This is a genomic window from Novacetimonas cocois, from assembly GCF_003311635.1.
Taxonomy (GTDB): Bacteria; Pseudomonadota; Alphaproteobacteria; order Acetobacterales; family Acetobacteraceae; genus Novacetimonas; species Novacetimonas cocois.
On the sequence record NZ_QEXL01000014.1, the window covers coordinates 53,449 to 77,425 of the forward strand.

At 59.7% G+C, this 23,977-nt stretch carries 21 protein-coding genes and 1 tRNA gene; 15 read left to right on the forward strand and 7 right to left on the reverse strand.

Translation table 11 applies throughout. The features are described from left to right. Nucleotides 1-48: 48 nt before the first annotated feature. The 6 genes from hpnD (at nucleotide 49) to NJLHNGOC_RS11200 (ending at nucleotide 9,124) form a co-directional block, all read left to right on the forward strand. A complete protein-coding gene (gene hpnD / locus NJLHNGOC_RS11170) occupies nucleotides 49-930 on the forward strand; it encodes a presqualene diphosphate synthase HpnD (RefSeq protein ID WP_113596429.1) in 882 nt (293 codons plus the stop codon). A gap of 20 nt (nucleotides 931-950) precedes the next feature. Continuing rightward, on the forward strand, nucleotides 951-2,252 hold the full coding sequence (gene hpnE, locus NJLHNGOC_RS11175) for a hydroxysqualene dehydroxylase HpnE (protein WP_113596473.1): 1,302 nt from the start codon (nucleotides 951-953) through the stop codon (nucleotides 2,250-2,252). A 75-nt stretch (nucleotides 2,253-2,327) separates the two neighbouring features. Beyond that, the gene (shc, locus tag NJLHNGOC_RS11180; RefSeq protein ID WP_113596430.1) at nucleotides 2,328-4,358 is read left to right on the forward strand and encodes a squalene--hopene cyclase; all 2,031 of its coding nucleotides are present in this window, start codon (nucleotides 2,328-2,330) and stop codon (nucleotides 4,356-4,358) included. 20 nt (nucleotides 4,359-4,378) lie between these two features. Then, nucleotides 4,379-5,059, forward strand: a complete 681-nt coding sequence (locus NJLHNGOC_RS11185) for a phosphorylase family protein (protein WP_113596474.1) — start codon at nucleotides 4,379-4,381, stop codon at nucleotides 5,057-5,059. Nucleotides 5,060-5,514: 455 nt separating this feature from the next. Then, nucleotides 5,515-6,720 carry an acetate/propionate family kinase gene (locus NJLHNGOC_RS11195; protein WP_113596432.1) on the forward strand — a complete coding sequence of 402 codons (1,206 nt, stop codon included), beginning with the start codon at nucleotides 5,515-5,517 and terminating at the stop codon, nucleotides 6,718-6,720. A gap of 34 nt (nucleotides 6,721-6,754) precedes the next feature. Next, complete coding sequence (locus tag NJLHNGOC_RS11200; RefSeq protein WP_113596433.1) at nucleotides 6,755-9,124, forward strand: phosphoketolase family protein; 2,370 nt, start codon at nucleotides 6,755-6,757, stop codon at nucleotides 9,122-9,124. A gap of 396 nt (nucleotides 9,125-9,520) precedes the next feature. Here the strand turns inward: NJLHNGOC_RS11200 and NJLHNGOC_RS11205 are convergent, their stop codons facing one another. The 7 genes from NJLHNGOC_RS11205 to NJLHNGOC_RS11235 all read right to left on the reverse strand — a co-directional run bounded on the left by NJLHNGOC_RS11205 (nucleotide 9,521) and on the right by NJLHNGOC_RS11235 (nucleotide 15,815). Beyond that, nucleotides 9,521-11,038, reverse strand: a complete 1,518-nt coding sequence (locus NJLHNGOC_RS11205; RefSeq protein WP_113596434.1) for an efflux transporter outer membrane subunit — start codon at nucleotides 11,036-11,038, stop codon at nucleotides 9,521-9,523. Nucleotides 11,039-11,054: 16 nt separating this feature from the next. Then, the gene (locus tag NJLHNGOC_RS11210; protein ID WP_110530592.1) at nucleotides 11,055-11,966 is read right to left on the reverse strand and encodes a biotin/lipoyl-binding protein; all 912 of its coding nucleotides are present in this window, start codon (nucleotides 11,964-11,966) and stop codon (nucleotides 11,055-11,057) included. 29 nt (nucleotides 11,967-11,995) lie between these two features. Then, nucleotides 11,996-12,190 (reverse strand): DUF1656 domain-containing protein, encoded by a 195-nt coding sequence (locus tag NJLHNGOC_RS11215; RefSeq protein WP_003616576.1) that lies wholly within the window; start codon nucleotides 12,188-12,190, stop codon nucleotides 11,996-11,998. Then, nucleotides 12,190-14,415 (reverse strand): FUSC family protein, encoded by a 2,226-nt coding sequence (locus NJLHNGOC_RS11220; RefSeq protein ID WP_113596435.1) that lies wholly within the window; start codon nucleotides 14,413-14,415, stop codon nucleotides 12,190-12,192. Before NJLHNGOC_RS11220 ends, NJLHNGOC_RS11215 begins: the two co-directional genes overlap by 1 nt. Next, nucleotides 14,412-14,888: a MarR family winged helix-turn-helix transcriptional regulator gene (locus tag NJLHNGOC_RS11225; protein ID WP_113596436.1), complete on the reverse strand. Its 477-nt coding sequence runs from the start codon at nucleotides 14,886-14,888 to the stop codon at nucleotides 14,412-14,414. Before NJLHNGOC_RS11225 ends, NJLHNGOC_RS11220 begins: the two co-directional genes overlap by 4 nt. Nucleotides 14,889-15,085: 197 nt before the next feature. Then, the gene (locus NJLHNGOC_RS11230) at nucleotides 15,086-15,526 is read right to left on the reverse strand and encodes a hypothetical protein (RefSeq protein WP_110530585.1); all 441 of its coding nucleotides are present in this window, start codon (nucleotides 15,524-15,526) and stop codon (nucleotides 15,086-15,088) included. Nucleotides 15,527-15,566: 40 nt separating this feature from the next. Next, nucleotides 15,567-15,815, reverse strand: a complete 249-nt coding sequence (locus tag NJLHNGOC_RS11235; RefSeq protein WP_110530583.1) for a hypothetical protein — start codon at nucleotides 15,813-15,815, stop codon at nucleotides 15,567-15,569. 99 nt (nucleotides 15,816-15,914) lie between these two features. Here NJLHNGOC_RS11235 and NJLHNGOC_RS11240 point away from each other — a divergent pair, with 99 nt between their 5' ends. The 9 genes from NJLHNGOC_RS11240 (at nucleotide 15,915) to NJLHNGOC_RS11280 (ending at nucleotide 23,773) form a co-directional block, all read left to right on the forward strand. Continuing rightward, nucleotides 15,915-17,036 (forward strand): ABC transporter ATP-binding protein, encoded by a 1,122-nt coding sequence (locus NJLHNGOC_RS11240; RefSeq protein ID WP_113596437.1) that lies wholly within the window; start codon nucleotides 15,915-15,917, stop codon nucleotides 17,034-17,036. 58 nt (nucleotides 17,037-17,094) lie between these two features. Continuing rightward, complete coding sequence (locus NJLHNGOC_RS11245; protein WP_113596438.1) at nucleotides 17,095-18,216, forward strand: extracellular solute-binding protein; 1,122 nt, start codon at nucleotides 17,095-17,097, stop codon at nucleotides 18,214-18,216. Continuing rightward, nucleotides 18,213-18,704, forward strand: a complete 492-nt coding sequence (locus NJLHNGOC_RS11250; protein WP_113596439.1) for a hypothetical protein — start codon at nucleotides 18,213-18,215, stop codon at nucleotides 18,702-18,704. The genes NJLHNGOC_RS11245 and NJLHNGOC_RS11250 overlap by 4 nt, the downstream gene beginning before the upstream one ends. Nucleotides 18,705-18,727: 23 nt before the next feature. Further along, on the forward strand, nucleotides 18,728-19,255 hold the full coding sequence (locus tag NJLHNGOC_RS11255; RefSeq protein ID WP_408890847.1) for a YcgN family cysteine cluster protein: 528 nt from the start codon (nucleotides 18,728-18,730) through the stop codon (nucleotides 19,253-19,255). Continuing rightward, a complete protein-coding gene (locus tag NJLHNGOC_RS11260; RefSeq protein WP_113596440.1) occupies nucleotides 19,252-19,965 on the forward strand; it encodes a M48 family metallopeptidase in 714 nt (237 codons plus the stop codon). The genes NJLHNGOC_RS11255 and NJLHNGOC_RS11260 overlap by 4 nt, the downstream gene beginning before the upstream one ends. A 100-nt stretch (nucleotides 19,966-20,065) precedes the next feature. Further along, a tRNA-Leu gene (locus NJLHNGOC_RS11265) sits at nucleotides 20,066-20,154 on the forward strand. Between the two features lie 94 nt (nucleotides 20,155-20,248). Further along, entirely contained in the window at nucleotides 20,249-21,844 is a 1,596-nt protein-coding gene (locus NJLHNGOC_RS11270; RefSeq protein WP_113596441.1) for a DUF6538 domain-containing protein, read from the forward strand. Nucleotide 21,845: 1 nt separating this feature from the next. Then, complete coding sequence (locus NJLHNGOC_RS11275) at nucleotides 21,846-22,493, forward strand: hypothetical protein (protein WP_113596442.1); 648 nt, start codon at nucleotides 21,846-21,848, stop codon at nucleotides 22,491-22,493. A gap of 167 nt (nucleotides 22,494-22,660) precedes the next feature. Further along, entirely contained in the window at nucleotides 22,661-23,773 is a 1,113-nt protein-coding gene (locus tag NJLHNGOC_RS11280) for a rolling circle replication-associated protein (protein WP_113596443.1), read from the forward strand. Nucleotides 23,774-23,977 lie beyond the last annotated feature (204 nt).

Here is a 23,977-nt window from a genome sequence, read left to right on the forward strand (position 1 = left end):
GTCCGGCAACAGACACTGTGAACCTTGGATTGAACGGAAAAGGCGGGGATGGTTTTTTTGCGTGCGCGGCATGATGGCGGGACGCCACTGGGATGCGATCCCGCGGACCTGGCCGAGGTCGAGGCCGTGGTCAGGGATTCGGGTACGTCCTTTGGCAAGGGCATGCAGATCCTGCCGCCCGACCGCCGTTACGGGATGTATGCCGTCTATGCCTTCTGCCGGCTGGTGGATGACGTGGCCGACGACGATGGCACGCCTCAGGACAAGTGCCAGCGGCTGGATGCGTGGCGCGAGCGTATCGGCCGCCTGTACGCGGGGGAGGCGCAGGACGCGCTGGATCGCGTGCTGCTGGCGACCATCCGGACGTTCGGCCTGCGGCAGGAGGATTTCAATGCCGTGATCGACGGCATGGAAATGGACGCGCGTGGCCCCATCGTCGCCCCGGACGAAGCGACGTTCGACCTGTACTGCGACCGTGTCGCCTCTGCCGTGGGGCGGCTGTCGGTGCGGGTGTTCGGCGATTCCTCCGCCGCTGCCGACAGGGTGGCCTTCCACCTTGGCCGTGCGCTGCAGATCACGAACATCCTGCGTGACGTGGCGGAGGACGCGCAGCGCGGGCGGCTGTACCTCCCGGCGGAGCTTCTGGCGCGTTTCGACGTGCCGCTGACCCCGCAGGGCGCGTGCCATGCGGAGGGGCTGGAGTCGGTCGGGCGGATCCTGGCGGGCCGGGCGCATGACCATTTCCGCGCCGCAGCCGCCGCGATGCGCCAGTGCGACCGTCGCGCCATGCGTCCCGCCCGCGTGATGGGCGCGACCTATGCCGCGATCCTGGCGGCGCAGGAACGGCAGGGATGGCGTCATCCCGAATGCCGCGTGTCCCTGTCGCGGCCGCGCAAGCTGCTGATCGCCGCGCGCGCGCTGGTGTCGTGACGGCCGGCATGGGCAATGGCATGAGCGGGCATATCCATATCGTCGGCGGTGGCCTGGCGGGCCTGTCGGCCGCGGTCGAACTGGCGGGGGCGGGGGAACGCGTTTCGGTCCACGAGGCCGGGCCGGCCTGTGGCGGACGGGCGCGTTCATACGTGGACCGGCATCTGGGCTGCCGCATCGACAACGGCAATCATCTGCTGCTGTCGGGCAATCGCGCGGTCAACCGCTATCTCGGCCTGATCGGGGCGCAGCAGACGCTGACGGGGCCGACGCGTCCCGTTTTCCCCTTCATGGATCTTGGCGATGGCGCGCGCTGGACGCTGGACCTGTCGCGCGGGAAGCTGCCGCTGTGGGTGCTGTCGCGCCGCCGTCGCGTGCCGGGTATGCGGCTGGGCGAACTGCGTAGCCTGCTGCGCCTGATGGAGGCGGACCCCGATGCCGTGGTGTCCGACTGCCTGCAGCCCGGCGCGCTGTCGTCGCGGCTGCTGGAGCCGTTCGCGATTTCCGTCCTCAACACCATGCCCGACGTGGGCAGCGCCGCGCTGCTGGGCGCGGTCGTGCGCGAAAGCCTGGCGCAGGGCGGACGCCACTGCCTGCCGCGCTTCCCGCGGGAGGGACTGTCGGAAAGCTTCGTCGATCCGGCGCTGGCCCACCTGTCGGTCATGAAGGCGCAGGTCCATACCGGCAGCCGCATCAGCGCGGTGGAGGTCGGGGACGGGCGCGTGACGATGCTGCGCGGCACCGGGCAGGATGTGATCGCCATCGGGCCGGACGATGCCGTGATCATGGCGGTTCCCGCGCCCGTCGCGTCCTCCCTCCTGGCGGACCGCGTGCCGGGTTTCAACGCGCCGGACGCGTTCGAGGCCATCGTGAACGCGCATTTCGCGCTTCCCTACGCCCCCGTGGCGACGGGGGGACTGGCGCAGGCGCGCTTCATCGGGCTGGTGGGCGGCATCAGCGAATGGGTCTTCATCAAGGATCATATCCTGTCGGTCACCGTCAGCGCGGCCAACCGCTATGCCACGTATGATCCCGATGCGCTGGCCCGCCATATCTGGAACGAGGTGCGCGCGGCGCTGGACCCGGCCCTGACGGTTCCCCTGCCGGTGCAGATGCCACCCATGCGCATCGTGCGTGAGAAGCGCGCGACCTTTGCCGCGACCCCGGCGCAGGACCGCATGCGGCCGGGCACGCGCACGATGCTGCCCAACCTGATGCTGGCCGGGGACTGGACGGAAACGGGTTTGCCCGCCACAATCGAGGGCGCGATCAGGTCTGGCGCCGCCGCAGCGCGGGCCATCCGCGAACGTCATGGCGCATAGGCCGGACATGTCGCGAACACATAACATGCATGGATTTGGAACAGGCCCCCGTCATGGGGCGGGGAACATGGAATAATGGCGAAAAAACCCGAAACGACAACCAGTACAGCCCGCAAGGCCACCACGACGCGCAGGACACCCGCCGCCACGCGGACGGTGAAGCTGGACGCGCCCCTGCCGGCGGCGGAACTCGATACGGCTGTCACCCGCGCGCAGGCCGCGCTGGGGCAGCGGCAGAACGAGGACGGGCACTGGGTTTTCGATCTGGAGGCCGATGCCACCATCCCCGCGGAATATGTCCTGCTGGAACACTTCCTCGACCGGATCAACCCTGAGCTGGAGGGGCGGATCGGCGTCTATCTGCGTCGCATCCAGGGCGCGCATGGCGGATGGCCCCTGTATGAAAACGGGAAATTCGACCTTTCCGCCTCCGTGAAGGCGTATTTCGCGCTCAAGGCCCTGGGCGATGACATCAACGCGCCGCACATGGTCCGCGCGCGGCAGGCGATCCTTGATCATGGCGGCGCGGAACGGACCAACGTCTTCACCCGCCTCCAGCTTGCGCTGTTTGGCGACGTTCCGTGGCATGCCGCGCCGGCCATGCCGGTCGAACTGATGCTGATGCCCAAGAAGGCGCTGTTTTCGGTGTGGAACATGTCGTACTGGTCGCGCACGGTCATCGCACCGCTGCTGGTGCTGGGGGCATTGCGCCCGTGCGCGCTCAACCCGCGCGGCGTGCATGTGCCCGAACTGTTCGTCACGCCGCCGGACAAGGTGCGCGACTGGATCCGTGGACCGTACCGCTCGCCCTGGGGCTACGTGTTCCAGTATCTCGACAAGATCCTGCATCCGGCGGAACGCTTTTTCCCGAAAAAGACGCGCCGTCGCGCGATTCGCGTGGCCGTGGACTTTGTCGAGGCGCGGCTCAACGGTGTGGACGGGCTGGGCGCGATCTATCCCGCGATGGCCAATACCGTCATGATGTTCCGTGCGCTCGGCGTGCCGGACACTGATCCGCGCGCCGTCGCCGCGTGGGAAGCGGTGCAGCGCCTGCTGGTCAACCAGGGCAAGGAAACCTATTGCCAGCCCTGCGTCTCGCCCATCTGGGATACCGGCCTGGCCGGGCATGCCATGATCGAGGCGGCCTCCGGTCCCGATGGCATCGCGACCGAGGAAACGAAGCAGAAGCTGGACAAGGCGGCCCAGTGGCTGCGTGAGCGCCAGATCCTCAACGTCAAGGGCGACTGGGCGCTGAACTGCCCTGACGTGAAGCCGGGCGGGTGGGCGTTCCAGTACAACAACGACTATTACCCCGACGTGGATGATACGGCGGTCGTGGGCATGCTGCTGCATCGGCAGAACGATCCCGCCAATGAAGAGGCGCTGGAACGCGCGCGCCACTGGATCATCGGCATGCAGAGCACCAATGGTGGCTGGGGCGCGTTCGATATCGACAACAACCTCGATGTCCTGAACCACATTCCCTTTGCCGATCATGGCGCGCTGCTTGACCCGCCGACCGCCGACGTGACGGCGCGCTGCATTTCCTTCCTGGCGCAGCTTGGCCATGGGGTGGACCGGCCCTATATCGAACGCGGGATCGCCTATCTCCGCGCGGAGCAGGAGAAGGATGGATCGTGGTTCGGACGCTGGGGCACGAACTACATCTATGGCACATGGTCGGTGCTGTGCGCGCTGAATGCCGCCGACGTGCCGCATGACGATCCGATGATCATCCGCGCCACCGACTGGCTGCGTCGCAAGCAGCGCGCCGATGGCGGCTGGGGCGAAGGGTGCGAGTCCTATGAAGGCGGGCCGCATGGCGAATACAGCCAGAGCCTGCCGTCACAGACCGCGTGGGCGGTGCTGGGGATGATGGCCGCGGGCCTGAAGAATGACGAGGCGGTGTCGCGTGGCGTGGCCTACCTTGCGCGCACGCAGGGCAAGGATGGCGAATGGGCGGAAGAACCGTACAACGCCGTCGGTTTCCCGAAGGTCTTCTACCTGCGGTATCATGGGTACCGTCAGTTCTTCCCGCTGCTGGCGCTGTCGCGTTACCGTAACCTGCAGACCAGCAACAGCGGTCGCGTCGGATACGGGTTCTGATCGTGGAAGCCTTTCAGCCGATGCCCGCAGGCGCGCCGTTCACGCGACTGGGTATTGTCGTGGGGATGGAGGCGGAAGCCGCGCTGATCCGCCCGTTTTTCCCCAATGCGCGTTTCGGGATCAGCGGCGCCACGCTGGACGGGGCGCGACGCGCGACCTCCACGCTGCTGGCCTGCGGGGTGGACGCGGTGCTGTCGTTCGGACTTGCGGCGGGCCTTGACCCCGCGCTGTATGCGGGGATCGTCCTGCTGCCGCGCCATGTCGTGGTCGATGGCGCGCGCATTCCCACCGATCCCGCCTTTTCCGACTGGCTGGGGCAGGGACTGCGCAGCGTGCAGCGGGGCGACCTGCTGCAGAGCGACGTGATCGTATCCGACGCCCCCCGGAAGGCTGAACTGTTCGCCCGGAGCGGATGCGAGGGGCTGGATATGGAAAGCGGCGTCGTGGCGCAGGTCTGTTCCGAACGCAAGGTTCCCTTTGCGGTCCTGCGGGTGGTGTGCGATCCCGCCGACCGGACATTGCCGGCCGCCGCCGTCGTGGCATTGCAGGCGGATGGGGAAATCGCGCTGGGGCCGATCCTGCGCAGCGTGCTGGCCCATCCGGGGCAGATCCCGGCCCTCATTCAGGTGGGGCGCGATGCCGGCAGGGCGCGCAAGGCGATGCGCGCCATGCTGCAACGGCGCTTTCGCGGCGATTCCTGACATCACATTGTATGTGATTGATAAGAAATAACAGAAGTTTTTGGGTGCCGCCTTTTTTCAAAAAGGCGGCATTCTTTTGAAGCTTTTTGCAAAAAGCTTCACCAAAAAACTCTGTACGATACGAAAAATCTATCGTCGGCAGGTTCCTGAAAACGGCATGAAACTGATTTCCCGAAATCCATGATCCCTGCCCCTGCGACGCGGCGCCGACAGGTCGCGGCTTCGCGCCGCAGGGGGCGGCAGACGATGCCTGAACATGCATGCAGCAGGCGGGTATCGGCCATGTATGGATTACCGCGCTGTTTTCCCCTTATATTTCAAAAGATGACGCCGATCCGGTGGCTGACGTCGCACGTTCGGGATGCGTAAGGACATGCGGAAATTGATTCGCGTCAATGTGTCATCGGTTCGATAGTCGATAGGATCGCATCGGTAGTACGAAGGGATAGGCGGGCATGACAAAGGCTGTTCTGGCATTGAACGCAGGGTCGTCCAGTCTGAAATTCGCCCTGTTCAGGGTCGATCCGACCGATACCCCCGCCAGTCCCAGCCACCGCATCGCGTCGGGCGAGGTGGAAGGCATCGATACCCACCCGCATTTCCGCGCAAAGGACGCCGGTGGCAGGGTCCTGGTTGATGAAAGCTGGGACACCCATGCGGGTACGGCCGATCCCCACCACGGGCCGATGGCGACCCTGATGGACTGGATTGGCGGCCATCTGGGCGGTCTGGAACTGATGGGGGTGGGGCATCGTGTGGTGCATGGCGGCCCCGATTTCATCCGGCCCGTGCGCATCACGCCCAAGATTCTGGGGGATCTGGCGGCACTGACCCCGTTCGCCCCCCTGCATCAGCCCGGCAGCCTGGCCCCGGCGCGCGCCCTGCTGGCGCAGCGGCCCGACCTGCCGCAGGTCGCCTGTTTCGACACGGCCTTTCACCATACGATGCCCGCCGTGGCGCAGGCGCAGGCGCTGCCCCGGTCGTATGCCGACAAGGGCGTGCGTCGCTATGGCTTTCATGGCCTGTCATACGAATATATCGCAAGCTGCCTGCGCGAACGCGCCCCCCATCTGGCGACGTCGCGCTGCATCGTCGCCCATATCGGCAGCGGCGCCAGCCTGTGCGCCATGTGCGAGGGACACAGCATCGACACCACGATGGGCTTTTCGGTGCTGGATGGCCTGATGATGGGGACGCGATGCGGTCATCTCGACCCGGGCGTGATTCTGTACATGCTCAAGGAAGAGGGGCTTGGCGCGGCGGAGATCGAGACGATCCTGTACCACCGTTCCGGCCTGCTGGGCGTATCGGGCCTGTCCAATGACATGCGCGACCTGCATGCCCGCGCCGCCCATGACCCCGCTGTTACTGCGGCGCTGGATCTGTTTGTCTATCGCTTCGTGCAGGAGGCCGGCATGATGGCGGCCTCCCTCCAGGGACTCGACGGGCTGGTCTTTACGGCGGGCATCGGGGAAAATGACGCCATCATCCGCGCCGCGATCTGCGGGCGGCTGGCATGGCTGGGCGTTCGGCTGGATGAGGCCGCGAACGCCGCGAACAACGAAATCATCAGCACATCCGACAGCAGGGTCGAGGTGCGGGTCATTCCCACGGATGAGGAAACGACGATCCGCCGCCATGTGATGATGTGTCTGGCGTAACGGACACGAACAACTTGTTTCGAAAGGGACGCAGATGAGTGAAACAGCATCCGCCAAGCCGTTATCGGCACAGGATATCGCGCTGTTTGACAAGTGGTGGCATGCCGCCAATTACCTGTCGATCGCGCAGATTTACCTGCTGGCCAACCCGCTACTGCGCGAGCCGCTGAAGCTGGAAGATACCAAGCCACGCCTGCTGGGACATTGGGGCACGACACCGGGTCTGAATTTCCTGTATCTGCACCTCAACCGCATCATCCGCGAACAGGACCGCAGCATCCTGTTCGTCGCGGGGCCGGGACACGGGGCGCCGGGCGTCGTCGCCAATACCTACCTTGAGGGGACCTATAGCGAGTATTTCCCCGAAGTGTCGCAGGACGCGGACGGGCTGGCGCGACTGGTCAAGCAGTTTTCCTTCCCCGGCGGCATTCCCAGCCACGCCGCCCCGACAACGCCGGGTTCAATCAACGAAGGCGGGGAACTGGGCTATTCCATTTCCCATGCCTATGGCGCGGTGTTCGACAATCCCGACCTGATCGCCGCGTGCGTCGTCGGCGATGGCGAGGCCGAAACCGGGCCGCTGGCGACGTCATGGCACAGCAACAAGTTCCTTGATCCCAAGACCGATGGCGCGGTCCTGCCGATCCTGCACCTCAACGGTTACAAGATCGCGAACCCCACCGTGCTGGCGCGCATCCCGACCGAGGAACTGCTGTCGCTGTTCAAGGGATATGGTTACGACCCGATCCTGGTCGAAGGCGACGTTCCCGACGTGATGCACCAGGCCATGGCAAGCGCGATGGACACGGCGTTTGCCCGCATCGACGCCATCCAGAAGGCCGCCCGGACCGAAGGCAAGACCGAACGGCCCGTATGGCCCATGATCATCATGCGCACGCCCAAGGGCTGGACCTGCCCCAAGACGGTGGACGGCCTGCGGGTCGAGGGATACTGGCGCGCCCATCAGGTGCCCTTTACCGATCTGGCCAACCCCGCGCATCTGAAGCTGCTCGACGAATGGCTGCACAGCTACAAGCCTGAAGAGCTGTTTGACGAGAACGGCACCCTGATGCCCGAAATCGCGGCGCTGGCCCCCAAGGGCAACCGCCGGATGAGTGCCAATCCCCATGCGAATGGCGGCCTGCTGCGTCGCGACCTGCGCCTGCCGGATATCGCGCCCTATGCCGTTACGGTGGAATCGCCGGGCCACGCGCTTGGCGAAGGCACCCGCGTGCTGGGCACCTGGCTGCGTGACGTGATGAAGGAAAACCTGCCGTCACGCAATTTCCGCGTGCTGGCGCCGGATGAAAACAATTCCAACCGCCTGAACGCGGTGCTGGATGCGAGCGATCGCGCCTGGAATGCCGAAACGTTCGATTACGATGACCATCTGGCGGTCGATGGCCATGTGATGGAAATCCTGAGCGAGCATACATGCCAGGGCTGGCTGGAAGGTTACCTGCTGACGGGTCGTCATGGCTTCATGTCATGCTACGAGGCGTTCATCCACATCGTCGATTCGATGGTCAACCAGCACGCCAAGTGGATCAAGCAGGCCGATGAGGTGCCGTGGCGCGCGCCGATCTCCTCGCTCAACTACCTGCTGACGTCGCATGTCTGGCGGCAGGACCATAACGGGTTCAGCCATCAGGACCCGGGTTTCATCGACCATGTCCTGAACAAGAAGGCCAAGACCGTCCGCGTGTATCTGCCGCCCGATGCGAATACGCTGCTGTGCACGGCGAAGACCTGTCTGGAAAGCCGGGACCGCGTGAACGTGATCGTGGCGGGCAAGCAGCCGGAGCCGCAGTGGCTGGACATGAACTCCGCCATCGAACACTGCGCGCAGGGAATCGGCATCTGGGAATGGGCCAGCAACGACAAGGGGGGTGAGCCCGATGTCGTGATCGCCTGTGCCGGCGATGTCCCGACCATCGAGGCGCTGGCCGCCACGCAGATCCTGAACGAACACCTGCCGGACCTGAAGGTGCGTGTCATCAACGTGGTGAATCTGCTGACGCTGCAGACCCCGCAGGAACATCCCGACGGGCTGGATGATGCGGTGTTCGACAGCCTGTTCACGATGGACAAGCCTGTGATCTTCGCGTTCCATGGCTATCCCGCGCTGATTCACAAGCTGATTTACAAGCGGACCAACTGTCGCAATTTCCACGTCCACGGCTATCGTGAGGAAGGATCGACCACGACGCCGTTCGACATGACGGTGCGCAACAATCTGGACCGTTTCCATCTGGTGCAGAATGTCATCCGTCGCGTGCCGGCACTGGCGGTCAAGGCGGCCTATGCCAATCAGCTGATCAATGACAAGCTGAACGAGCACAAGCGTTATGTCGCGCAGTACGGGCAGGACCTGCCGGAAGTGCGCAACTGGCGCTGGTCATAAGACAAGGCGACCCGGACCCGGATTACCGGGTTCGGCGGATCCGGGACCGGCGGTGGGCATGGCCTGCCGCCGGTTTTTTATGGGCAGGTTTTCCCGTGTTTGAAGAAAAAGAGTAAAAGTTTTTTGGTGAAGCTTTTTTCCAAAAAGCTTCGAAGAACGCCGCCTTTTTAAAAAAAGGCAGCATCCAAAAACTTCTTTATGATTTATGGGTGGCCCCTGGGGCTTTTCCGGCTTCTTTCCATTCAGGAAAAGAAGCACCAGCCCCTATTCCCCTGACGGAATTTGCAATCCCCAACCCGCATGGGGGCAAACGGGAAAGTGTCCGCCCCCCGGTTATTTTCAAGCACAAGGGAACGGACAGCCCGGCTGTCCGTTGTTTATGCGTATTCGTGCGGATTACTGCTGGAACAGGTGCGCAAGGAAGTTCTGTTTCTCCAGCGAGATCGGCAGTGTCGTGTTGGTCAGCGCAACCCCCTGCCAGCCCGCGCCGATGGAGGTGTACAGGTCGATGGCATCCTGCAGCCGTTCCAGCCGCGCCATGGCCTCGGCATTCTGTGCGTTCAGGGTCGTCCGCTCCGTGGTCAGGACTTCGAGGAAGCCGACCAGACCCGCGCTGTAGAGCTTGCGCGCGCGTTCGCTGGCAAGGCTGCTGTCCTCGGCGGCCTTGGCCAGCAGTTCGGTATGTTCCTCGTCATCATGCCATGCGGCCATCGCGTCCTCGACTTCCTTGAAGCCCTTGAGCACGGTCTGGCGGTAATTCAGGCGGCTGGCCTCGGCTGCGGCCTGCGTCGCGCGGACCTGCGACGTCATCTTGCCACCATGCATCAGCGGCAGCGACGCCATCATCAGGAACTGCCAGCTCATGGTCGCGGCTTCCGTCATCTGGGACATGACGGATGCGTTCGGGTTGAAGCTGATGGGGATGCTGAAATTGGGATAAAGCTGCGACACCGCCATGCCGATGCGGGCCGTGGCTTCGGCGTACTGGCGTTCGGCCGAACGGATGTCGGGACGGTTGGCAATGACGATCGACGGCAGGGTGGCGGGGAATTCCGGCACCTTCGGCAGGGGCTTGGGCACCTTCAGCTCGATTTCGGAGGTGCCGGGCATCTGCCCCATCAGCACGTCAAGCGCATGCGTGATCTGTGAGATATGGGTCTTGAGCGGTTCGCGCGCGGCAGTCTGGGAATCCAGCTCCGCCTTGGCCTGCGCGATCTGCATGGTGTTGCCCACGCCTTCGAGGTACAGGCGGTTGGTCAGGTCATAGGCATCCTGCGCGACGCGGATGTTGTTGTTCGCGATTTCAAGGCGCAGCTGCTGGTCACGCAGCATCATGTAATCGCTGGCGACCTCTGACAGGATCATGACCATCAGGGCGCGGCGGTCCTCGATCGTGGCCTCGACCGCGTATTTCTGCGCCTCGACACTGCGGCGGATGCGGCCGAAGACGTCAAGCTGCCAACTGCCCGCCATGCCATAGGTCAGGTAGTTCGCGTCCGGATGGTTGGCCGGATTGCCGGGGCGCAGCGGCCAGTTCTCGATGTTGATCGAGTACCGCACGTTACCGCCACCCGCGTCGGCATCAAGCTGCGGATACCACTGCGACGCCTGCACGTCGCGGATCGCGCGTTCCGCCAGGATGTGCTGGCCCGCCGCCTGCAGGTCGTAATTCCCCGCGATCGCCTTGTCGATCAGCTTGTCGAGTTCAGGATCCTTGAACAGGTGCCACCACTGTTTCAGTTCCTTGTTGGTATCCTCGATCTCTTCCTTCGTGGCGGGATGATCGTCTTCGGTGAAGCGCGCGGGCAGCTTCATCCGGTCCGGCTGGTACCGCGGGCCGACCGTGCAACCGGCCAATACCAGGGCGGCACTCAGGAACAGGCCGGTTTTGCGGGTGATCGTACTGATATTCATTGTTGTGCCTGGCGCCTTACAGGTGGTCTTGCAACCACGTCGTCAGATGACCGCGTTGGGTACGGGACTGTGGGCCGACGCTGATGGTCGCCGTCATGCCCGCGGCAAGAGTGATGCTGTCGGGAACATGATCCAGATGGATGCGCACCGGAATACGCTGCGCCAGACGGACCCAGGTGAAGATCGGGCTGACGTCCTGCAGGCCCAGCCCGTCGGGCCTGCCGTTCTGGTCATTGATACCACGCGCGATACTGACGACATGGCCCGGCAGGATATCCTTGTATCCCATCAGCTTGACGCGTGCCTCGTCACCGACATGCACGCCCCACATCTTGGTTTCCTCGAAATACCCGTTGACCCAGTAGGAGTCGGCATCGATCACCGCAAGGCGCGCATGCCCCGCCGTGACGTAATCGCCCACCCGCAGGTTCAGGTTGGTGATGTTGCCGTTGACCGGCGAATACAGGATGGAACGCTGCAGGTTCAGCTTCGCCAGGTCCAGCGCCGCGCGGGCCCCGTCAACGGCCGCGATCTGCGTCGCCACGTTGGAGTTGAAGACTTCCTGTTCTTCAACCGAGACGATGCCACCCAGTCCCATGCGGCGGCGTGCATCGTTCTGCCGGAGCTTTAGGTCCTCCAGCGCGCCGTCGAGGCGGGCCTGCGCCTCGCGGATGGCAAGGTGGAAGCGGACCGGGTCAAGAACGAAAAGGGGATCGCCCTTGTGGACATACTGGTTGTCCACGACAGGAAGCTGGACCACCGTGCCGGAAACTTCGGGGGCGACATCGACGACATAGACGCGCACACGTCCGTCACGTGTCCACGGGGCAATCATGTAGGTGTCCCATAAGGTGACGCCCATGACGATGGCCATCGCCACGACCGCCAGGGTCAGTACCACACGGATCAGGGTGCGCAAGAGAGGCATGGTGGATTCTCGAACCTTTTCGGCGACAGTCAGATGTACAGGATCATCAGGCAGAGGACGCAAGTGTAGAGCGCGACCTCGAACAGGGCGAGATGCCAGAACCATTTCATGATACCGCTCCACCACAAAAGGGAGCGCAGCAGCATGGTCACAGGCAATGCCGCGATGGCATAGACGACAATCGGTGCCATGAAGACACCGAAGAGATTGAATTCGGTCAGCATCAGGCGGATCTCATTCCGAACGGGCCAGTCGTGGACGATACGGGCAGGGTCAGGCGGTTATGGGCGCCGGGCATATCCGCCGCCATCTGTAGCGGACCGTGGCGATGGAAGAAACCGGGGATTGCCCCGATCAGCAGCGACGCCTGCTCCAGACAGGCGGCGATGCGGCGTGTCGGCGTGTGCGCCGGCAGGCCGCGCCGGTCCAGGTGCGACATCAGCGTCAGCGCCGTGGCACGCAGGGTCTGGACCGTGACGGCAGGATTGCTGCGCAGGTAACGGAATGCCGACAGGGCCTCCACCACGCGGGTCCTGTCTTCTTCATGAATGGCGGGGGACAGGGCAAGCATGCGCAGGCGCACCAGCACGCGGCCCAGTGAAACCGCCATGAAGGCCGCATCCGTCAGTTCATAGACCCGCCCCGGCGACGAGACGAGGGAGAAGCGCTGTATGATGCGCAGGATCTTCTGCATCTGCAGGTTTTCCCAGACCGGCCATTCGACCTGCCGGTTCAGGGGGCGGCGCGCCAAGCGTTCGGTCGCCCGCGCGATGGAGGCGACCAGCCGCCCCGAATCGAGCCGGTGATTGGCCGGCAGGATGACGCGGAACACCAGCGCGATCGACACCACGCCAAGCAGGAAGGCCAGCCATGTATTCATCAGCGACAGGTCGCTGTAGGTGATGGGGTTGCGGATCTGCACCATCGCGTTGAAGAACACGGCATAGCCGAACCCCCGCATCGCGTGGCGCGGATGGAACTGGATCCATATCCCCGGCAGCAGGCAGATCGACAGCGACAGCCACAGCAGGGGATAGCCGTCGATGCGCGGCAGCATGAAGGTCTGGCAGATGAAGGCGGCAGGAATGGCCGCAAGCGTGCCGCTGGCGAACATGACGCTGGCGCGTGAGGCAAGCGGGCTGGTCGCCAACAGGCACGATGCCGGGATCAGGTAGGTCAGCATGTTCGCCCCATGCGTCCAGCGACATATGTACCAGAACAGGCATCCCAGCAGGGTGACGAACGCGCCGCGCGTGCCGTTGCGCAGGGCGGCGGGCCAGTCGAAATAAAGCTTAAGCGCGATGGGACGGACATGTTCCTGCGGTCCCATGAAATCATCCAGCGCGGCGCACAGCTGCGCCAGGACGTCGCGTTCATTGTCGATGAAGGCAATGGTCGGCAGGTCCTGCGTCTGTTCCCCCAGTTCGTCCAGCTCGACCATCGCGCTGCGGATGCGCCTGCGGATGGGACGCATGTTGTCGCGTGCCTCCAGATGCAGGTCGCCAGCCGGAAGGGTCGCGAAATGACGCATGATCTGCTGGCGGATCTGGCGTGCCTGACGCGCCTGTGGCGTCAGCGGCGGCTCGTCCTGCCAGATCGGGTGATGCGCGCTCAGCAGTCCCAGCAGGCGCGCGACCCCGCCCCGCAGCCCGTTGGCGCGCACGCTGACACTGTAATTGTCGGCCGCGGCGTATTCGATCGCCTCCACCAGGGCATTGGCCTGCGACAGCAGGCGCGCGCGCTGGTCGTACGACGTGATGGACATTGCGCGAAACGACAGCGGCTGCCCCGCGTCGTCGGGCATGGAGGTCGGATTTTCCCATGACGGATCGATGGACTGCGCGAAATGGGACGTGATGTTGCGCAGCACCTGATCGATCTGGCGGATGACCTTTTCAGGGTGGCTGATGTTGGTCAGCAGGAAGACGAAGGCCGTGCTGAGGATCCCCACCGTCACGGCCGACAGGCGCGACATGGCCGCCATGAAGATGTGGTCGGGTTCGCTGAACGCCGAAACCGAAATCAGGATGATGGTATAGCCCGTCAGCACCGCGGCATACGCCTTGTAAAAGCGCAGGAGGGTGGAGACGCAGCATGCCAGCCCGATGATGAATGACAGCCCCATGAAATACAGCAGCGGGGACTGCGGAAACAGCGCCATCAGCAGGATGGCGGACGTGGCCCCGATGATCGTGCCAAAGATACGCCACACGCTTTTGGACACCATGGCGCCGACAACCGGGTTCGCCACGATCAGGACCGTCGTGACCGAGGACATCGGTGTCTGAAGCTGCAGGTCGAACGCGAGGAACAGCGCAAGCCCCACCGACAGCAGCGTGCGGATGCTGTAGGCAATGGTCGGGCGCACCGTCTTCCATTCGGGGAAAACGAACGTGCCGAACCGCAGCAGGGGTTGCGATAACGCGCCGTGGGGTGGGATCAGCCTCATGAAGGGACGGCGGCCTCCGTCCCCATGCGGGTGGTGCACAGGTTTTCCTCGATCCGGTCGAACACGGAATAGCACGCGGTCAGTTCGGAATCGGAAATCCCCGACAGCAGGCGGTGCGATACGGCATCCACCGCGTCGCGCACCTGACGTTCGATCCGCTCGCCCTCCGTCGTCAGGCGCACCAGCTTGGAACGGCGGTCCTCGTGATCGCGGGAACGGAAGACAAGGCCCCTTCGTTCCAGCACGTCAAGCAGGCGCGCAACGGAGGGGGCCTCGATTTCAAGGGCGCGTGCGAGATCCGTCTGGCGCACCGGCGGCAGGAGAAGCCCCAGATACAGAACAGGCCGCCACGTGGCCTCCGTCAGGCCGTAATCGCGCAGGTCATGGTCCACCTGTCGCCGCCATGCCGTGCCAAGGCGCGCCAGCCTGCGTCTGAAGGACCGTTCTCGTTCAAGGCGCTCGGTATCGGCCATTGCATCCTGCCAGCCGGGTTGGAAAAAATCGTAAGCATGCAAACTATTCGTCTGCTTACGATCACGTGCAGTCGCACGTTTCCAGAAAAAGCATCCGGGAGCCAATGCAATTTCGTCATGAATGCCATCTGACAATGATGTGCATCAATCCCGGATGGTATTTCAGGCTGGCGGAGGCGGCGGCCTCCGGCGGGACGTCAGGCGCGGGGGCGACGTCCGAAGATGGTCTGGAACAGGTTCCAGATCGCGCGGCCGGTATGGCGCGTCACCGGGCCGGCCAGCGTGCCGACCACGGCGGACAGGGCCACCGTCTGGCGCAGTTCGTTAAGCGCGTGTTCGCGGGCGAAGCGGACACGGATTTCCTCGGGTGTCATATAGGACCGCCGTCCCATGAACGCGAACATGAACGCTGCAAGGATGTCCGCCGCGAACACCGCGACAGAAGCGCCAAGCACGCTGAAGCCGAGGGTCTGGTAACAGAACGCCCACAGCAGGGCGTGGCCGGTAATGGCCGCGAAACCACCGAAAACGGCCGCGACAACTAGAAAAGCAGCCTGGCGGCCAAGGCGGATGGCCATCAATTTGCGTAGGGTGAGTTCCCCATCGATGATGGTCTTGCCGATTTCGCCTATTCTCATTGCTGTCGCGTGTCCTCTGGTTTCGTCAGGCTACCAAGCCTTATTTCGTGGCGCGGCCAAGAAAGTAGCCGATTGCCGAAAAAATGGCGATAGCCAGAAAGGAACGTCCGCGCGAGCGGGGTTTTGCGGGGGATTCGGCGATTTCACGGGCGTTGGAGGCAAGGTGCTCGGCCTTTTCGACGGCGCTGTGCAGCGCCTGCTTGCCATGCGAATGCAGCAGGTTCTCGACATGCGACTTCAGCGCCTGAAGGTCTTCATGCGTGACATGCTTGATATCTGTCTTGGTCATTTTCTTGTCCTTGCAAAGGGGCAGGCCCGATGATCCTCTGGTAAGGAGGAAGGAAACACTTATAACCCATTCTCTGGATAGTCAGGTTTCTGTTATCGCATGCCTCCTTTCTCCTCACGACTGGTTGTTCGCAATCTTGTCACGGCGACGGACGCCGTCCCCTTTTCCTTTGGCGTGGGGGCCGGGGAATGCTTGGCCCTTCTTGGAAACCGGGGGGAGTGCCTGTCGGCGGTGGCGGATTCGCTTGCGGGACACCGGCCACTGCTGCACGGCAACGTCGAGGTGGGGGGGATCGATGTCTCCGATCGTCCACCCCTCACGCGGATGTGTGGATTATGGAGCGCGCGCGACCCGCTGTTCGCGCACCTGACGGTTTTTGGCAACCTGCTGTTTCCCCTGCGGGTGCGCGGGGTTGGCCGTGCCGACGCGCGGGCGCGGGCGCGGCAGGCCATGGCGTTGCTGGGGCTGGAGGGGATGGAAGAGATGTTTCCCCCCGCGCTGGATGCCCAGCAGACCCTGCGTGCCGGGCTGGCGCGGGTGCTGGTGTCGGCGGCGCCGGTCATCGTGCTGGATGATCCGTTCGCCGCGCTTTCCGTAGATGTCCGCCGCGCCATGCGCGGTTTCCTCGGGCGGCTGATCCGCGCGCGCGACCTGTGCGTGGTGATGACCACCTGCGATCGCGAGGACGCGCTGGCGATGGGGGAGCGCATCGGGCTTTTCGATGGTCCCGACCTGCTGCAGGTCGGCACGGCGGCGGACCTGTTCGACCGTCCCGCATGCGATCGCGTCGCCACCGGCTTTGCCGATGCCAATGCCCTGACCGGGCGCGTGGCCTCCATCGAGGAGGATGTCGCCATCGTGCGCCTGCCGGGCGAACTGACGGTGCAGGCGATGGCGGCACCCGGACTGGTGGAGGATACGCTGTGCACGGTGTGCGTGCGTCCCGACCGTGTCGCGACGCTGTTCCCCGCGCGGCCCGGGGCGATGGGGATGATGACCTCCGACGATGGGGAACCCGCGATGCTGCCGGCGGTGCTGGTGGACATGCGGCATATGGGCAGTTACATCCGCATGCGGCTGAGGCTGTCGAATGGCAAGGAGCTTCTGGTGCGTCGCGCGCCCCTGCAGATCGTGTGCGGGGTGGAGCCGGGGCGCCCGGCCCTGCTGGCATGGCAGGCGGCGCAGGCGATTGCCTTTCCGTTCAGGCATGAAATGCGCTAGCGTCCGGCATGCCGTCTTCTGAAGGTTTTTTCATCTGTCTTTCCTGCCCTCCTTTCCGATGAATCCTGTGCGTCGCCTGTCCTGTGGATTTCTGCCCCGCCCTGCGCGTTTTCCTGCCCTGGTGGCGCTGGCGGCGGCGGTCTGCGTGGCGGCCCCGCTGACCGGACATGCCCGCGTAACGTCCGTCGCCCGCGTCCGCCACCTGCCCACCCTGACGGTGGCAACGCAGGACGATGCGCTGGGAAAGGTGCAGGACCGCGCCTATTTCCAGCCCTTTGGCAGGAAGGAAGGAATCCGCGTCATCCGGCGGGTCTGGGATGGACAGGCCGCCACGCTGCAGGCCCATGCCGCGACGGAGTCCCGGCCCGCGACATGGGCGCTGGTCTTTGGCGAGGACAGTGCGATTCGCGCCGCGTGCATGCAGGGCAGCCTGGTCCGGCTGGCGGGCAGTGCGGATAATCCCGATGGATGTGGCGTGCCGTCGATGCAGCCGGCCATCGTCCTGGCCTGGGATCGTGGATGGCGGCCGTCGCCGCCACGCTGGGCGGATTTCTGGAACGTGGTGCGGTATCCGGGCAAGCGCGGATTGCGCCGTGACCCGCGTTCGACACTGGAAATCGCGCTGATGGCCGATGGCGTCCCCCCGCAGGAAGTTTACGGCGTGCTGTCCACCCCCGAAGGGATCGATCGCGCCTTTCGCAAGCTGACGCAGCTGCGTCCCTATATCACATGGTGGTCCACGCCGGAGGAATCCGCCCGGATCGTTGAAAATGGCGGCGTGCTGATGGGCAGCGTCTTCAGCAATGAAATCGCCAGCCTGCCGTCGCGCCGTCACGATATCGGGGTGCAGTGGACGCAGAGCCTGGGGGACCGCCTGTCGTGGGCGCTGGTGCATGGGACGGTCCCCGCCATGGCCGGACATGCGCGCGACCTGCTGCATTACGTCGTCCAGCCCGCGCAGGTGAACCGCTTTGCCGCGCTGTATCCGCCAGGACAGGTTACGGGGCAGATTGCGGGACAGGTTGCCGGGCAAGGCACAGGGCAGGCCACGGCAGGTTCCGCAACGGCCGCAGCCGGGGGCGAACCGGCCGTGGAACTGCCGATGAACCTGGAATTCTGGGGCGCGCACCTGCCGGACCTGTCGCAACGTTTTGCTGACTGGCTGCGTGGCCCGGCATGATGCCGCATTCGCCTGTCCTTGTCGCCGGTCCGTTTGATACCCTTATCCTTGATGCGGCGGTGTGCGCCCTGACGGCGTTCCTGCTGATGGTGCTGATCGTGGGAACGTGCATGATGGCGCGATACCGGATGGCGTGGGTATCCGCAGGCATGCGGGGCGTGCTTCTGGCGCTGCTGCTGCCGGGGGTGGCGGGGGCGGCATATCTGCCACTTTTCATGCCCCATGCCGAAGGGGTGGTCCTGTCCATGCTGCAGGGGCTTCTGTTATGTCCGCTTGTGACGCTGTTTCCCCTGTGGGCGCTGGAACGGCTGCCCGCCAACGTGTCGCGCACGGCATGGGGACTGGGGGCGGGGCCGTGGATGCAGGTGCGCATGCTGTGGCTGCCGCTGCTGGGGCCGGCGCTGATGCTGTCGGCCTGCGCGGGCGTGGTGACGTCTCTTATGGCCGCCATGGCGGATCTGGGGCGCGGCATGGGCGTGGGGGGATGAAAACATGATGGGACATGGGGGCAATGGCCATGGATGACGGCACGGTGGAAGGCACGGGCGCGCGTCCCTTCTGGATGACGGTTCCCCTGTCGCAGATGACCCGCGAACAGTGGGAATCCCTGTGTGACGGATGCGGGCGGTGCTGCCTGCACAAGTTGCGTGATGATGAAACGGATGAAGTCGTCTTTACCGATGTCGCCTGCCGGCTGCTGGATACGACAACGTGCCTGTGCACGGATTATCCCCATCGCCAGCGCAGGGTGCAGGACTGCATCAGCCTGACGCCCGCCATGCTGGATGATATTGACTGGCTGCCGCCCACCTGCGGATACCGCCTGATTCACGAGGGAAAACCCCTGCCATGGTGGCATCCGCTGGTTTCGGGCCGGGCCGAAACCGTGCATGAGGCGGGCGTTTCGGTCAGTGGCCGCGTCATCAGCGAACGCCGCGCCGGGGCGCTGGAGGATCATATCGTGCAGTGGCCCGGCGAATGCCCCCCGGGCGCCGAATGCGTCCGGAAACCGGGATGCCTGACCAGTTCTGACAGATGACGGCTGATGGCGGCGGGACCGAGACCGTGGCCATCGCCAGCGGGCAGGTCACGGTCTGCTGGCGTCGATCGACACGGGCACGGCGTATCTCGATGCGGATCGACGCGCGGAGCGGACATGTCGTCCTGACCCTGCCCCCGCGCGGCCGGCGCGAAGATGCGCTGGCATTGCTGCGGTCGCACTCGTCCTGGGTCGCGGCCAACCTTGCGCGCGTGCCACAGGCCCCGCGCTGGCGCGATGGGGGGCATATCCTCCTCGACGGACGTCCGCATGCCATCCGGCATTGCCCGCAGGCCCGTCGGGGCGTGTGGATCGAAGGGGATGTCGTGCATGTCAGCGGGGAGGTTGAGTTTCTGGTGCGGCGGCTGACGACCTTCCTGCGTGAACAGGCACGGACGCGGCTGGGGGCCTGCCTTGAGACGCTGGCGCGGGAGACGGGGCTGCGTCCCTCCCGCCTTACGATCCGCGATACCCGCAGCCGCTGGGGAAGCTGCACCGCCGATGGCGCGATCATGCTGTGCTGGCGGCTGGTGATGGCCCCGCGGGAGGTGCAGCATTACGTGATCGCCCACGAGCTTGCGCATCTGCGTCACATGAACCACGGGCCGGATTTCTGGATGCTGGTGGATCGCCTGACCCCCCATCGACGCCATGCCGAAACATGGCTGCGCCGGGACGGGGCCGTGCTGCTGCGTGACATGCAGGAGTGAGGGGGGCGAAGATTCTGGTCCCGGTGATCGTGAAATATCACCCGAACCCCGACAGGCCGAGTTGTCCTGTCCGATGTGTGTGCTAGAAGATGCCTTCTGGGCGAGCTTGGCGGAATGGTAGACGCACGAGACTTAAAATCTTGCGCCCGTTAACAGGGCGTGCGGGTTCGAGTCCCGCAGTTCGCACCACAATAACCCATTGATTTTATTGGCTTTTATGGTCTTTCCGCTACCATAAGAGCCTTGTCTTCTACACAAGGCTTCTACACACAGAGGCTTTTTTGTGCTGATTCGTTTACCTTCGGGGTATCATTTCCGCAGACGTGTCCCTTCACATATCCGTGATGTTATTGGCAAAAAAGAGCTATGGCTCTCCCTTGGCACTTCCAAAAGAGAAACAGCAAAACCATATGCTTGTGCAGTTTATGCCCAAACAGAAAGGCTGTTCCGTTCAGTGTCTCATATCAAAACAGAACTAAACGAGAACGAAAACTTTATTAATGATGAACTCCCAGAAGACACGCGGGAACTGTTCCATCTGCTTATCGAAGATTATCACCATCAGATTTCACTTCTAAAGCAACAATACGAACACCAAAAACTCAGACATTCCATTGAGGCACTCAAAAGCCTTGAGCAGTTAGAAAAAACACAAAACGTAGCTGAACGAGGCGTTCAACTGCTGAAAAAAACTTTTTCTAAACTTCAAAAGCAAGAACCAACAGACAAGTCTTTAAATGCACTTCGAAACCAAATTAATGAAATGCAGGCTTTCCTAAAGCCACCACAGACAAAGCCTTCGCCCTTATTCTCCAAGGCTTCCGAAACGTTCCTTGAAACCAAAACTAACGTCAAACAGTCGGTTATTGATGGCTACAGAGCCACCTTTAAAAGGTTCTTAGAAGTATGTGGCAATAAACCCCTACGCGATTACACAGGAGAAGACGCAGGCCTATTTAAATCATTGATGGAACAGCTACCAGAAACCTACGGAAAACAACGCAACGACACACGAACCATTCAAGAGTTTGTCGCCGTAGCTAACAAGAAAAACTTGCCACGTGTTTCTGGCAAATCAGTGAAAAACCATTTCACAAGATTATCAGGACTTTTTAAGTATTTTCTTCTACGCGATTTAGTGGATAAAAATATTTTCACTGGTGGCTGGCAATTCGATACCAAAGCAAAAACCAAACGTGTGCGCTGGTCTGATAATAACTTAAATACGATTGCTGGACAGCCTTGGCAATTCGGAACAGTAAGCAACAAAACAGCCAACATGATTGTCGGAATTGCGTCTTACACAGGTATGCGATTAGAGGAAATCTGTAGGCTTAGACCACAGGACATTAAAGAAATCCAAGGTATTCCTTGCATCATTGTGCAAGACCACCCAGCCTTAAAAAATCAACCTTGGACAGAATGGAGCGCCAAAACCGAGGCTGGTAGTCGCGTTGTCCCTATCTGCAAAGCATTACAAAAGGCTGGACTTTTAGACCTTGCACAAAGAGCCACTAACCAAGGAAGACACTATATTTTCCACGATCTGCAATTCTCTGGAAAAGACAAAAAACGCTCTGCTCACTTCCAACGCGACTTCTCTAAACTCAAAACACACTTAGGAATCGGCAAGAGCGTGGTGTTCCATTCCTTCCGTCATAACGTGTCCACAAAACTCAGGAACATTCATGAACATGGTGAAGGAGGATTAAGAGAGTCTTGGATTGACGATTTCCTTGGTCATGAAGGAAATAACAAATCAGTCGGTAACACTGTTTATTTTGATGACGTTGACGTTATCAATCTTCTGAAAGTCGCTGAATCAGTCCAATATCCAGACTTCTGGAATGTCGAATATTTGTTTTTAAAAAAGGAATAAAATGGTGGAGAATATTCCAAAAATAGAAGCCTTAATCGATGGGAAATATGATATTCGAGAAACGTTAATTATATCATCTGTCTTTTCCATAATTTTGGAGCGTTTTAAAAAATACGCCATATCAACAGTGGACCATTTTTTTGCGTCAGAGTTCAAAAAAAATGTAAATGACAAACTTACTATGTCGAGGGGAGAGGAGTTTAAAAAACTTATACATAAATATGGAAACTTAAATAGCGGAAATCACACTTGCAAAGACTTTAGGACTTGCACCTATTTCTTTTTAGATATGGGCTTTATGAGCCAAGAAGAGGTAAATAAAGTTAATAAGTATTACGATGAGAAAAATAATATATCACATGAATTATATGAGATTATATTAGATGATAAAAACAATGGCGTTTATATAGATGACATTCTTGATTTATATTGCATTTACAAAAAAGTTTATCGTAAATGGTTTCAAGAGGTAGAAGCAACTACTGGACTAATAGACCACGAAAATTATTATCATAGAAATTATGATTACGACTTGGAAAATGTGGAGAGTGTAGAAACAATATTATTATGGAAAATAATAGAAAATGGACTTCAAGGTATTCCCGCATGGGAACTCTTCCAAGAAGCTTTAAATAATAGCCAAAAATAAGATATTTAATAACACTTGTAATTTACAAATAAATACTTAATAATAAAAAGGCATCCAAACAAATGGATACCTTTGTTTTAAGATTATTTAAAATTACCGTACCAATTTAAGTTTTCCAGACACCTGCAAGTAGAAGGAATCAAAAAAGATAAGGAGTTGTTAATATTATGATAGAAAATTACTATGAAAATATCAAGCAAAATATTGATAATAAACCATATTTTTTTATGAATGATTCAAACAAATATAAAAAATATACAAATCATATAAGAAATAAAATAATATCTAATGCTTTAAATCATTATGCAGATAGCCAAAAACTTGCTTCTGTATTTGTTACGCTAACCAGTGAAAATTATAATGATAACAAGTTATTGGCAAAAAATGAATTATCCAGAATATTCCAATACCTGCAAAAAGCATTGAAGAAATCAGACATCGTAAACTTCGGCATCAAGTCCTTTGAGAAAAATAAAAATAATATCTATCATCTTCATATTATTCTCTTTTGTCTTGAAGAGGATATAGAAAAAATACAGAATATAACAGCAAGATACTTTAAGAATGAGATTAATAAAAATGAGTTATCATTCCAAAAAATCTTCAAAGAAACAACAAGCCATGTTGTGCAATATATCAATAAGATTGAGTTTAATAATGATATTTTCAAACAAGAATCTAACTTAATATCTTATTCGGAAATTAGCTTTTTCGGTATCCAAAAAATCATTAAAGAATATGATAGGATATATAAAAAAGATTTTTCTGATATAAACTGTAACAGATATAAAGAATTAGGAATCCTTGAATATCGAAAGAAAGACTTGATGATTCATAATCTTATTAAGTCCAAAAAGATTTTTACAGCTCTTATAGAATTGGGGGCTTTCACAAAATTATCCAAAAAAATTAATTCCAAACGCTGGAACTTACAGAAACTAAATCCACAGAAAATTAAAAAATTATTTTCTAAAAAATTGCATACTTGCAAAATGCCACTTTGCTCAATGTTTTCTAAGGATAACTCGGAAAATACAAATATAACTAAAAAAGAAAGATTAAATTACTTATCTTATATTCCGCCACCTTTTGAAAGGGTAACGGAAAGTTTTCTATGCTTAAAAGTCAGCATTTTTGAATACAACTATTATTTTAAAATTATCTCAGGAGGTCAAATTATGTTATATCATTGTCTTGCAAAAATAAAACATTATTACACAGGAAAACCACCACCTTTTCAGAGGTGCACAAATACGAACCTGCTACGATTATGGGAATGAAAGAGCCATTAACACCTTCCATTCCTGAGAAAAAAGAAAAGCTACACGCACAAAAGGACTAACAGAACAAAAGCGAGCGTAGAACGGGAGCCACGTAGTGCGCGTAGCGTTTTGTTGAGACTAAAAGAATAAACAGAAGCAAGAGCCACACACGAACAGCAAGCCAGAGAGTTAGGCTATGCGGAGGCATACGCTAAGGCCAAG